Source organism: Shewanella halotolerans, from assembly GCF_019457535.1.
In the GTDB taxonomy this organism is placed as follows: Bacteria; Pseudomonadota; Gammaproteobacteria; order Enterobacterales; family Shewanellaceae; genus Shewanella; species Shewanella halotolerans.
The window spans coordinates 2,163,744-2,174,627 of sequence record NZ_CP080417.1 but is presented as its reverse complement, the minus strand read 5'-3'; the positions used below and the strand labels follow the sequence as shown (position 1 = coordinate 2,174,627).

Sequence of the window (10,884 nt, the reverse complement as noted above, 5' to 3'; positions counted from 1 at the left end):
GAGCGCAGGAGCAGTATGAGTCAGGCAAAATCGACCTTCGAGCAGTGGCGCATCCTACAGGCAGTCGTCGACTGCGGTGGCTACGCCCAAGCAGCAGAGAAGCTCAACAAAAGCCAGTCGTCCCTTAACCATGCGGTGGCCAAACTGCAGACCCAGTTGGGAGTCGCGCTGCTGGAAGTCAGAGGACGCAAGGCTTATCTCACCGAGAGCGGCGAGGTGCTGCTCAGGCGTTCTCGCCACATCACCCGCTCGGTGAGTGAGCTGGAGCAGTTAGCCAGCAACCTGGAGAAAGGCTGGGAACCGAGCCTGATGATCTCCCGCGAGATGATCTATCCCATGGAGCACCTCATCGACGCCCTGGCCGAGTTTGAGCCTCAGGGGCGTGGCACCCGGATCACCATCTTAGATTCGGTGATCAGCGGCAGCGCAGAGCTGGTCGAGTCGGAAGCCGTGGATCTCGCCATCATAGGCGGCGCGCCGCCGAAGGGTCATCTGGCTCAGCCTTTGTGCAACGTCGATTTTCACCTGGTCTGTCATCCTTCTCACCCCCTGGCGAGCATGGAGTTGCCGCTGGACGACCAGACCCTGGCTGAGCAGCTACAGATAGTGATTAAAGATACGGGTCAGATAGCCCGCGGCGAGCTGGGTTGGCTCAAGGCGGAGCGGCGCTGGACAGTAGCCAATTTCCATGAGGCCCTTGTAGTGCTGTCCAAGGGACTTGGCTTTTGCTGGATCCCGAGTCATCTGATCTGCGATGCCATCAAGGAAGGTCGCCTCACCCGCTTGACGCTCAAGGGCTCGAGTCATCGTCAGGTGCCGCTCAGCCTGGTTATCCCCAACCGCGACAAGCAAGGACCCGCCTCACAGCTGCTGGAGCAGTTGATCCTCAAGAATCATTCAGTCTTAGAGGGAGAAGGCGAAGGATGAGGAGGATGTTGAAGAAGAGTCAGACTCGCCCGCTTGGTAGCGCATCGACAGGGCTTCTGAGGTAAACAAAAGACCATCGGCCGCCAAGATCTGGCGACTTATCCGCTCTATCGATTGTGAAGGGCTCCTGTCATCATCCAGCGGCGAGAGTGAATCGACTCTGGCCGCAGAGATCTTGCCCTTATCATCCACGCTACCGCTCACCTTAGGCGTCACAGGCTCAGGCAGCTGACGCTGCTGCTCACTCTTACCGGCATCGATAAGTGGCTTCATCTGGTCTGGGGTAATAGCGCTTTGCTGACGCGTTTTGGCAAGCTCGGCCTTGGCCGCATTCATCTTACGCAGAGCTTCGCTGGCCACCCGGATATCTGCCATCGAAGGGGTCGCGGGCGCCATCGCCGCCGCGTAAACCTGCTTCATCTTGTTCAACGTTGCAAGTGGATCTCCTGGCACGGTTGAGATGTCGATCGCCACCTCGCCATCCACCGCATAACGTCTGCCATCGCTCCCCTGCTCATACTTAAAACTTGGGCTGCGCGCGAAGGTGCCGCCAACGCTAGCATGGGCCTGCTCATGGGCTCTCACCTCGGCGTCACGTCTAGACAGCTCTTTTAGCTCAGCTTCCTGGCGGGCAAGCTCCGGGTCTTGTGAGCGACTCTCATCGCCTGGTGTGGCTTTCCCCTCTTGCTTATCCGCGAAGGGGTTGTACGCCTCGCCGCGGGTTTCCTCGGCCACACCAAAGATATCGACTACCGGCTTTTCACCCTCATTTGAGCTGCCGCGACTAACGTCAACGCCGCCTTGTCCGCCTGGTATACTCGCATTTGGTTTGTCATTGCTACCTCCCGAACCTGGGGGTAAACCAGAGCCTGCTGCGCTACCTCCCGCATCCGGTAGTGTAGAAGCAACATCGGTCCCGCCGCCATTGCCCATACCTTTGCTCAAGCCACTGCTAAAACCAGAGCTCGCCGTTTGGTTGAGTAGGCCACCTACCCCGAGCGGCCCGCTGGAGAGGCTATACCCCCCTTGAGCCGACGAACTGCCATTGAAGATAGGCTGGCTCTTACTTGAGCCGCTTTGCGTTGACAGGCTAGAACTTAAGTGACCAGATGTAAGAACACTGGTTGCTACCGAAGGCGTCGAGGAAACCGCGGTGTTGGCCTTTAGGCTGACATGTGACGCTTGTTGAGTGACTGCTGGCGTTGAAACAGCACTTACAGAACTTGAAGCCCTATTTGAAGAAGATAAAGAAGCTGTAGAGGATGAAGAAGTTGAAGCAGAAGAAGACGGCAATGCACCGAGGCGCATCGCCGTAAGAGATGGCGTTGTCATGGCGCCAGCCATGGCCTACACCTTGATATCTATCACTGTACCTAGGGTTTCGTTTGCGGTCTCTAATACTTCAACCGCGGCTTCCCCTTGGTTTTTCGATTCGATGGCTGAGACCAGGGCCTCAGTTTTATCTGTGGCGTTGACCGCATTAGTCGTCTCTGTGCCGCCTGCTTCACTCACCTGAGGCTGGCTGGGTTTGGCGACATCCACAGTAGCCTGAGTCAGGCCAGACTGGGCGCTCTGCAAGCCGGTCAGACCGGATGAAAAGCTCGATGGTATTTCCATAGTTAATGGCCCTTTTTCATGAATCTCAGTTATGGCTAATTATTAATCAAAAGCAAAGCAAAGTACAGCTTTACAGAGGGCTCGGCTAACATCTTGAATTGGTTAGCCTGCGCCTATCCAGCCTGCCTCCCAGTCTTTCCAAACTGGGGTAAAGCCTCGGCTTCGAAGGACACTGGCAACCTCGGCGGCGCTGCGTTCGTCGCTGATCTCAAACTGATCTAGCTGAGCGGCCGGATTGACATAGCCGCCCGGTTCGGTGCGACTACCGGCGCTCATCTGGGTGATGCCGAGCCCTAACAGGTCATCTCTCAAACTAGGCGTCTCCCGGGTCGAGAGGCTGATCTCAAGCTGCTCGTTGAAGAGACGAAAGGCGCAGATGAGTTGCACTAGGCCCTTGTCGGTCAACTGCACCTTGGGCGTGATACCGCCGACGCAGGGTCTAAGCCTGGGCAAGGATATGCTGTAACGACTGCGCCAAAAGCGGCGCTCAAGATAATCCAGGTGATAGCCCATCAAGAGTGCGTCCATGCGCCAATCATCGAGCCCAAGCAACACCCCTAGGCCTATCTTATCTACGCCCGCCTGGGCGATCCGCTCCGGCGATTCGAGACGATAGCCATAGTCCTGTTTATTGCCCCTCAGGTGATGCTTGCGATAGGTCTCAGGATCGTAGGTTTCCTGATAAAGCATCACGGCATCCAGCCCCTTCTCTACCAAAATCTCATAGTGTTCACGGCTTAGCGGCTGTACCTCCATGGCCACATGGCTAAATTCCGCCTTCACCAAGGGTAAGACCTCGGCAAAATAGTCGATACCGACCTTGGTTTCATGCTCGCCAGAAACCAGCAAGATGGAATCGAATCCCTGAGGCTTGATCACCGCCATCTCGGCCGCCAGTTCATCATGGCTGAGCACCTTGCGCTTAAGCTTGTTGCTCATGGTAAAACCACAGTAGTCACACTCGTTGGCGCAGAGATTTGAGAGATAGAGCGGCAGATAGAGGCCGATGTTATGACCAAATCGTTGCCGGGTTAAGGCGGCTGCACGCTGCGCCATCGGCTCTAGGTACTCCTCGGCGGCAGGCGACAGCAGCGCCAACAGATGACTCAAGTTTCCCTGCTCACCCTCGATCGCCGCCTCTACCTGGGCCGGCGAAGTGGAATAGAGCGCCATTCGCAGCTGCTCGCGAGAGAGCCCACTCAAGATATCCAAGAAACTCATTGGCTTACTCCGATAAGAAGGCGGTGAGCGCCTGCTGGGGGCTGGTGCCAATCGCCCTCTGGTGCACCTGGGCCAGGCCCGCCTCATAGGCCTTACGCCCCGTGGCGACAGCATCGGCAAAGCAGAGCGCCATCTTGACCGGATCGCGGCTGGCGGCAATTGCCGTGTTCACCAGTACGGCGCTCGCCCCCATCTCCATCGCCGCCATCGCCTGAGAGGGTGAGCCGATCCCAGCGTCGACCACCACGGGCACCTTGGCCTGCTCTATGATGATCTTCAAAAATGCCGCCGTCTCCAGTCCGCGATTTGAGCCTATGGGGCTTCCCAGCGGCATCACGGCCGCGCAGCCCACAGATTCCAGATTACGACAGAGCACAGGATCGGCATGCACATAGGGCAATACGGTAAAGCCGCGTTCACACAGCACCTTGGCGGCGTTAAAGGTCTCTATTGGATCCGGCATCAGATACTTAGGATCGGGATGGATCTCAAGCTTTATCCAAGAGGTACCCAGCACCTCGCGAGCCAGCTCGGCGGCGAAGATCGCCTCCTTGGCATTGCGCGCTCCCGAGGTGTTGGGCAGCAGCTTAACGCCGCTCTGACGTATGGGCGCCAGAATATCATCGAAGCCCGCCTTAAGATCGAGCCGCTTCATCGCCAGTGTCACTAATTGCGAACCGCTTGCCGCCAAGGCCGCCAACATCTGATCAGAGCTGGCAAACTTGCCCGTGCCGGTAAACAGGCGTGAAGAGAACCGACTATCGCCTATCGTTAACATATTAACCTCCTGCCACTACGCCAAAGAGTTCAATCACATCGCCCGCCTCACATAGGGTCAACGCCCACTGCGACTTGGGGACCACCTCGCCTGCCCGCACCAGCGCCACGCTATCCGGGGCTATCTGCTGGCTCTCCAACATGGACTGCAGACTTGCGTTATCTGGCACCTGTATTAACTGACCATTCAAACTTAATCTGATCTCACTCATCATTTTCTCCTAAGGCCGATGAACAGGGAGTCCCGCCATGTATCGCATAAGTCTTTTCATTCGATTCTTTAATTGCCACACAGACCGAGCACTTGGGATCCCGCCGCAGCGTGAGCTTTCGCATCTCGCCAGTTAATCCGTCGAACCTATGCAGCACACCTAGAGCCGGTAACCCCAGCAATAGCTTTATCGCCAGCAGCGCCTGCATCGAGGCCATGGTGCCCACCATGGGCCCAAGTATGCCTATGGTGCTGCAGCTCTCACTCACCCTTAGTTCGGCCGGAAACAGACAGTGATAGCAGCCATTGTCCGGGGATTTGCTCAGATCGAACGCCATCAACTGACCAGAAAAGCGGGCCGCAGCCGCCACCACTGTTGGCGTGCCCAGCGCCACACAGGCGGCATTGACGTGCTGGCGCGTGGCGAAGTTGTCGCTGCAATCGAGCACCAGATCCACACCTGAGAGCAGAGACTCGGCGTTGTGGAGTTCCAGACGCACAACCTTGGCCGATATCTGCACTTGTGCTGATAGTGGGCTGTTTTGAGCAGAGCCTTTTTCTACCAGCCTGTCTCTGGCGACTTCCGCCTTGTACTGGCCGCAATCGGCATGGGAAAACAGCAGCTGCCTGGGCAGGTTACTCAGCTCCACCTTGTCATCATCGATCAGGGTCAATTGGCCGATCCCCGCCGCGCTCAGATACTGGGCGCAGAGCTGGCCCAAGCCGCCGACGCCGACTATGGCGACGCTTGCATTCATCAGCCTTTGCTGACCCAGTTCGCCGACCTCGGGCAACATGATCTGCCGCGAATATCGGATAAACGCCCTATCATTGAGTGACATAGGCTTTCTCCCACGTCCTGGCCAGCTGTTTATAGGCCTCGCCCGGCGAGTCTGCCTGGGTCACTGCACGCACAACGGCCACCGCCTCTACGTTTGTTGCTTTAACCCGCTCTAAACGCGAAGCGTCTATACCGCCGATGGCCACTCTCGGACAATCAGGCTTCCAAAGCGCGACCATACGAGCGAGCATACTCAGCCCCTGAGGATTAGAAGGCATAGATTTCGTCGGTGTGGGGAAGATATGCCCCAGCGCCAGATAGGATGGATTAAGCTGACTGGCCAGCGCCAACTCGAACACGCCATGACTGGAGACACCCAGGGCGATCCCCGCCTCGGCGATCCTATTGAGATCCGCCTCAAAAAGATCTTCCTGCCCCAGATGGATGCCAAAGGCGCCATGCTTTAACGCCAGCTGCCAGTGATCGTTGATAAACACCTGAGCATCGTACTTGCGCCCCAGCGCGATAGCCGCTTGTATCTGCGCTTCTAACGCGGCAGCGCCTTGGCCCTCTTCTTGTTTGCCCTTCCCTTGTTTGCTTTCTTCTCCTTTGCGACCTGCTTGGCCATCATCCTCAAGCTTGATCCGCAGCTGCGCCGTGGTGGCCCCGGCGGCAAGCACCTGCTCCAAAGTATTCAGATTATCCACCACGGGATACACCCCGATGGGACGCTTAAGCCTTAGAAAGCTAAGCCTTGGAAAGCTATACCTTGAAAAATTAGCTGCCGAAGAACTTAGTGAAGAACCTAGTAAAGAACAATCACTAGCGCTATCTGAAGAGCTTAACTGAGTCCCGCCGGTCAACTCTGTGATACGGGGAAGCGATACCAGGCCCGAAGGCCAACCTGTGCGCGCCAGTGGTCCGGCGCCGGCGCCCAAGGCCTTGGCCGACGCTATGCCTTGGACTACATAGGTTTTAGCGAGCAAGATGGCGTCATGTAGCACCAAGCCCTGAGCCAGAAAGCTGGCAATCGCCGATGACAGGGTGCAGCCACTACCGTGATGATTGGGGTTATCCACTCGCTCGCCGCTCAGGCGAAAGCTAGTGTGCTGGTGCAGCGGTGAGGTATGCGCCACCGCGTTGCAGATAAGGAGATCTTCTGCCCTATCGCTACGCCAGAGCGAGCCCTTGTCACCGCCTGTGATCAGCAGATTACAGGCTAAGCGTTTTGAGAGTGCGCTTGCCTGACCTAGCATCTCATCACTTGATGCCGTTTCTTTCCCCACCAATTTGCCAAACTCGCTGGCGTTCGGCGTCATCAGGGTAAGCAGCTTAGCGAAGGGACTGAAATCCAACCCGGCAAGGTGCTTGGGCTTAGTTTTGAGCTTAGTTTTAGGTTTAGTTTTGAGCTTAGTTTTGGTCTGGGCGGAGGCCTGAACAGCAGATTCGCCAGTCAAGGCATCGCCGCAGGAGGCCACCATCACGGGATCCAGAATAATCGAGATAGGCAGGCCATCACCCGTTTTCAGTGGCGCAATATGGGTCGCCAGCCAATCGGCGACAAGATTAATCTGACGCTGATTGGCAAGCAGCCCTATCTTGATCGCCTTGGGCGGCAGGTCTGCCAGCAAGGTATCGAGCTGAGCGAGCAAGATAGCCTCACTCACAGGCTCGACACCGTTAACCGCCACCGAGTTTTGCGCGGTGACGCAGGTGATCACGCTGCAACCATGGCAGCCCAGGTCCGCCATGGTCGCAAGATCTGCCTGAATGCCCGCACCGCTCCCGCTGTCTGAACCGGCAATGGTCCAGACGATAGGTTTTTCAGCGGACATGGCTACACCTCTTCTGCTTTTTCGAGAGCCGTACTTTCAAGAGAAGTACTTTCAAGAGCGGCACGTTCGAGAGAGGCACTTTCAATGGCGGGGCTTTGCTTCACCGCGCTGTGATAGAGCTCGCTACCACTTTGCTTAAACTGCGCCGACATCTGCGCCAGCCCTTGTTGAATATCTACCTTCGGCGCGCTAGCAGTAACGTCAATCTGCTCAACCTCAATCTCCCTCACCTCGATCGCTTGGGCCGCGGCGTATTCGCGCACCTCCTGGGTGATCTTCATCGAGCAGAACTTGGGGCCGCACATAGAGCAGAAATGGGCTACCTTGGCCGACTCCTGAGGAAGTGATTCGTCGTGATACGCCCTGGCGGTGTCGGGATCCAGTCCCAGGTTGTATTGATCTTCCCAGCGGAACTCGAATCTCGCCTTAGACAAGGCGTTGTCGCGGATCTGCGCGCCGGGATGCCCCTTGGCCACATCGCCGGCATGGGCCGCGATCTTATAGGCGATCAGCCCCTGCTTCACATCTTCCTTGTTTGGCAGACCAAGATGCTCCTTAGGTGTCACGTAACAGAGCATGGCGCAACCATACCAGGCGATCATCGCCGCGCCTATGCCTGAGGTGAAGTGATCATAGCCTGGGGCAATGTCGGTAGTCTGAGGGCCTAGGGTGTAAAACGGCGCTTCGTCACATAGCTCGAGCTGCTTATCCATGTTCTCCTTGATAAGCTGCATCGGGATATGGCCCGGCCCTTCGATGATGGTCTGCACGTCATACTGCCAGGCCTTCTTAACCAGCTCGCCTAAGGTTTCCAGCTCGGCAAACTGTGCCTCGTCGTTGGCATCGGCGATGGAACCTGGTCGCATGCCATCCCCCAGCGAGAGAGAGACATCGTAGGCGGCGCACAGCTGGCAGATCTCATCGAAATGCTCATAGAGGAAGTTTTCCTTGTGATGAGAGAGGCACCACTTGGCCATGATGGAGCCGCCGCGAGAGACTATGCCTGTGAGGCGCTTAGCCGTCATAGGCACATAACGCAGGAGCACACCGGCGTGAATGGTAAAGTAATCCACCCCCTGCTCTGCCTGCTCGATCAGGGTATCTCTGAAGATCTCCCAGGTGAGATCTTCGGCGACGCCATTGACCTTCTCCAGCGCCTGATAAATGGGCACAGTTCCGATGGGCACCGGCGAGTTACGGATGATCCACTCGCGGGTCTCATGGATATAGCGACCGGTAGAAAGGTCCATCACGGTATCCGCCCCCCAACGGGTGGCCCACACCAGCTTCTCCACCTCCTCTTCGATAGAGGAGGTAACCGCCGAGTTACCTATGTTGGCGTTGACCTTCACCAGGAAATTACGGCCGATGATCATAGGTTCGGCCTCAGGGTGGTTGATATTGAGCGGTAAGATTGCCCGGCCCGCCGCCAACTCCTGACGCACAAACTCTGGCGTGATCGGCTCACCTAGCTTGGCGCCGAAACTCTCACCCGGCGCGCGCTGATTGAGCACCTCGTCGGTCACTGTCTCGCGAGCCATGTTCTCACGCAGGGCCACATACTCCATCTCTGGGGTAATGATGCCACGTCTGGCGTAGTGCATCTGAGTCACCACCTTACCTTCAAGGGCGCGTCTTGGCTTGGGCAGCTGCTCAAACCTCAGATGATCCAGCCCCTCATCGGCCAGACGCTGCTGGGTAAAACCTGAGCTGACCTGCTCGAGTTCCCGGGTATCGCCGCGCTCGGCAATCCACTCGCTGCGCAGCTTAACAAGACCACGACGCACATCGATATCGGCCTCGGGATCTGAATAGGGTCCGGCGCAGTCATAGACTGTGATGGAGGGATTCTTCTCATAGACAGGCGCCTCGGCCGTGCCGCCAATCAGGGTGTCTGACTGAAAGATCTGCCTCATGGCGACCTTGAGATCCGGTCTGCTGCCGCTGAGATAAAATTTCTGCGAATTAGGGTGTTGTAAGGGTTTGAGGTTATCGATAAAGGCCTGGGCCTCTGCTCGCATTTCGCGACGTGTTGACATAAGCAATCTCACTATAGGGTTAGATGAAGTTGCTTGTCTGGAGAAGTTTGGCGTTGAGGGCATTGAGTCAGGCCAAATGGCCTGATTCAAAAATATGCTGGGTGTCATTGGGATTGCGCTCGCCAAATTTGCGGCGATTTTAATCCCATTGGCCGATAAAAAACGGCGGGACACTAAGGTCATATTATGCTTGTTTCCTTCGCAGGGACTAACCTGATCAGGTTCAACGGATCCCGAATAAACGGTCTCAGCCTAATGGCACTCCGACAAGAGGGCCTCAGTATAGACCTAAGGGATTGAGGGTGGCAAGCCCCTTTAAATGAATACTAACATCAAATTAACCGTACACAACAACCAAGTAAAATCAAAAGCTTGAGGAAAACACAAGACCAAAATCATTATTTGAATGAAAATATATCACACTAATTTTTATCTTTAACCTTCACTCCCATCATACTCAGATGCTTATCGAGAGAGTCTTTAATCGCCTGTTTCACCTTGTCGCCACCACACTTAAAGGGGAAGCCTAAGTTTTCCCCGTGGGGGTTAATTGGTGTCGCCACACTCACCACGCGATAACAGGTATCCCCTATCTTGACGATGCGATTGGGATCCACCTTGCTGTCTAAGGTGATTGCCGTCTCATACTCGTTCTCCTTAGGCAGGGCTAACACTCTCATCTTGCCATCCATCTCGCTCATCGACTTTTTCTGGGTGGCCTTGTCGGCGGCGTGCTCAACTAGCTTGTCCAGCTGCTCCTGTCTGTGCCTCGCCATATAATCACCAGTTGCAGCGCTTACCGCTTCCGAGTCTGTTGCTCCCCTCTCCAGATTAAGACCTTTCGTACCATCGAAGGAGAATGCTTCATTCTCTTTCTGAGTGTCAGCGGGCACCTCGATTTTAGAGACGATGTTAGGCTCGGAGAGCTCAACTGCTGGATCAAGGGCAGGATCAACACTTGCTTGGGTAACATTAGGCTGGAAACCAGTAACTTGAGTCGCTGACGCCCCCTTCTCTGGACTCGGCTTAATCGGCTCGGCACTTTGCTGAGCGAAAATCGGCGCCGGACTGTCCTCTGTCACTTCAGCCCTTTGATTAAGCGTATCTTGCTTTGGCGCGTTTACTGGTACCTCGGCAGGGCGAGATTTGGCCTTCATGGCGTCAAACTCTGTCTGAGTGAGCATATAGGCACTGATGGCCTTCTTGTCTCGCTCAATTGATTCCTGAGCCAGATATGGCCCCTTAAACTGCCAACTCAGCAGGGCCAGCAATGCAAGGTGCGCCAGCAAGACAACCAAGAAGATAAACAACTCTCTCCAGCCAATCTTCGCCGCCATAGCTTCGACACGAGGGCTTTTAGCATGAGGACTTTTATCATAATAGCCTTGCCCGGCGTGCTCACTCGCTAATGGATCGTTGACGAGATGGCAGAAGACTAACTGCTCGACATCAATATCAGCATTAAGGTTTAGATTA

10 protein-coding genes and 1 riboswitch are annotated in these 10,884 nt (G+C 55.8%); of the genes, 1 reads left to right on the top strand and 9 read right to left on the bottom strand.

The annotated features are described in order from the left end of the window. Positions 1-15 precede the first annotated feature (15 nt). Positions 16-927, top strand: coding sequence for a LysR family transcriptional regulator (locus K0H81_RS09225; RefSeq protein ID WP_144204298.1), 912 nt, complete (start codon positions 16-18; stop codon positions 925-927). On the opposite strand, the gene K0H81_RS09220 is transcribed toward K0H81_RS09225, so the two are convergent. The 9 genes from K0H81_RS09220 to K0H81_RS09180 form a co-directional block, all read right to left on the bottom strand. Beyond that, positions 904-1,860 (bottom strand): putative metalloprotease CJM1_0395 family protein, encoded by a 957-nt coding sequence (locus K0H81_RS09220; protein ID WP_434086884.1) that lies wholly within the window; start codon positions 1,858-1,860, stop codon positions 904-906. The genes K0H81_RS09225 and K0H81_RS09220 overlap by 24 nt on opposite strands. A 414-nt stretch (positions 1,861-2,274) precedes the next feature. Next, positions 2,275-2,544, bottom strand: a complete 270-nt coding sequence (locus K0H81_RS09215) for a chemotaxis protein (RefSeq protein WP_220060669.1) — start codon at positions 2,542-2,544, stop codon at positions 2,275-2,277. Positions 2,545-2,646: 102 nt separating this feature from the next. Continuing rightward, on the bottom strand, positions 2,647-3,765 hold the full coding sequence (gene thiH / locus K0H81_RS09210) for a 2-iminoacetate synthase ThiH (RefSeq protein ID WP_220060668.1): 1,119 nt from the start codon (positions 3,763-3,765) through the stop codon (positions 2,647-2,649). 4 nt (positions 3,766-3,769) lie between these two features. Beyond that, positions 3,770-4,543 carry a thiazole synthase gene (locus K0H81_RS09205; protein ID WP_220060667.1) on the bottom strand — a complete coding sequence of 258 codons (774 nt, stop codon included), beginning with the start codon at positions 4,541-4,543 and terminating at the stop codon, positions 3,770-3,772. A 1-nt stretch (position 4,544) separates the two neighbouring features. Continuing rightward, positions 4,545-4,754 carry a sulfur carrier protein ThiS gene (gene thiS, locus K0H81_RS09200; protein ID WP_220060666.1) on the bottom strand — a complete coding sequence of 70 codons (210 nt, stop codon included), beginning with the start codon at positions 4,752-4,754 and terminating at the stop codon, positions 4,545-4,547. Further along, the gene (locus K0H81_RS09195; RefSeq protein ID WP_220060665.1) at positions 4,747-5,595 is read right to left on the bottom strand and encodes a HesA/MoeB/ThiF family protein; all 849 of its coding nucleotides are present in this window, start codon (positions 5,593-5,595) and stop codon (positions 4,747-4,749) included. The genes thiS and K0H81_RS09195 overlap by 8 nt, the downstream gene beginning before the upstream one ends. Continuing rightward, on the bottom strand, positions 5,582-7,369 hold the full coding sequence (locus tag K0H81_RS09190) for a bifunctional hydroxymethylpyrimidine kinase/phosphomethylpyrimidine kinase (RefSeq protein WP_220060664.1): 1,788 nt from the start codon (positions 7,367-7,369) through the stop codon (positions 5,582-5,584). Before K0H81_RS09190 ends, K0H81_RS09195 begins: the two co-directional genes overlap by 14 nt. A gap of 2 nt (positions 7,370-7,371) precedes the next feature. Next, positions 7,372-9,408 (bottom strand): phosphomethylpyrimidine synthase ThiC, encoded by a 2,037-nt coding sequence (thiC, locus tag K0H81_RS09185; RefSeq protein ID WP_220060663.1) that lies wholly within the window; start codon positions 9,406-9,408, stop codon positions 7,372-7,374. 177 nt (positions 9,409-9,585) lie between these two features. Then, positions 9,586-9,684: riboswitch (TPP riboswitch) on the bottom strand. A 146-nt stretch (positions 9,685-9,830) separates the two neighbouring features. Continuing rightward, a complete protein-coding gene (locus K0H81_RS09180) occupies positions 9,831-10,745 on the bottom strand; it encodes a hypothetical protein (RefSeq protein ID WP_220060662.1) in 915 nt (304 codons plus the stop codon). Between the last annotated feature and the right edge of the window lie 139 nt (positions 10,746-10,884).

What these genes read in the sequence shown, in the direction of transcription:
- thiH (WP_220060668.1), bottom strand. Translation starts at nt 3,765, where the DNA reads ATGAGTTTCTTGGATATCTTGAGTGGGCTCTCTCGCGAGCAGCTGCGA.
- thiS (WP_220060666.1), bottom strand. Translation starts at nt 4,754, where the DNA reads ATGAGTGAGATCAGATTAAGTTTGAATGGTCAGTTAATACAGGTGCCA.
- K0H81_RS09205 (WP_220060667.1), bottom strand. Translation starts at nt 4,543, where the DNA reads ATGTTAACGATAGGCGATAGTCGGTTCTCTTCACGCCTGTTTACCGGC.
- K0H81_RS09225 (WP_144204298.1), top strand. Translation starts at nt 16, where the DNA reads ATGAGTCAGGCAAAATCGACCTTCGAGCAGTGGCGCATCCTACAGGCA.
- K0H81_RS09190 (WP_220060664.1), bottom strand. Translation starts at nt 7,369, where the DNA reads ATGTCCGCTGAAAAACCTATCGTCTGGACCATTGCCGGTTCAGACAGC.
- K0H81_RS09195 (WP_220060665.1), bottom strand. Translation starts at nt 5,595, where the DNA reads ATGTCACTCAATGATAGGGCGTTTATCCGATATTCGCGGCAGATCATG.
- K0H81_RS09220 (WP_434086884.1), bottom strand. Translation starts at nt 1,860, where the DNA reads ATGGGCAATGGCGGCGGGACCGATGTTGCTTCTACACTACCGGATGCG.
- K0H81_RS09215 (WP_220060669.1), bottom strand. Translation starts at nt 2,544, where the DNA reads ATGGAAATACCATCGAGCTTTTCATCCGGTCTGACCGGCTTGCAGAGC.
- K0H81_RS09180 (WP_220060662.1), bottom strand. Translation starts at nt 10,745, where the DNA reads ATGGCGGCGAAGATTGGCTGGAGAGAGTTGTTTATCTTCTTGGTTGTC.
- thiC (WP_220060663.1), bottom strand. Translation starts at nt 9,408, where the DNA reads ATGTCAACACGTCGCGAAATGCGAGCAGAGGCCCAGGCCTTTATCGAT.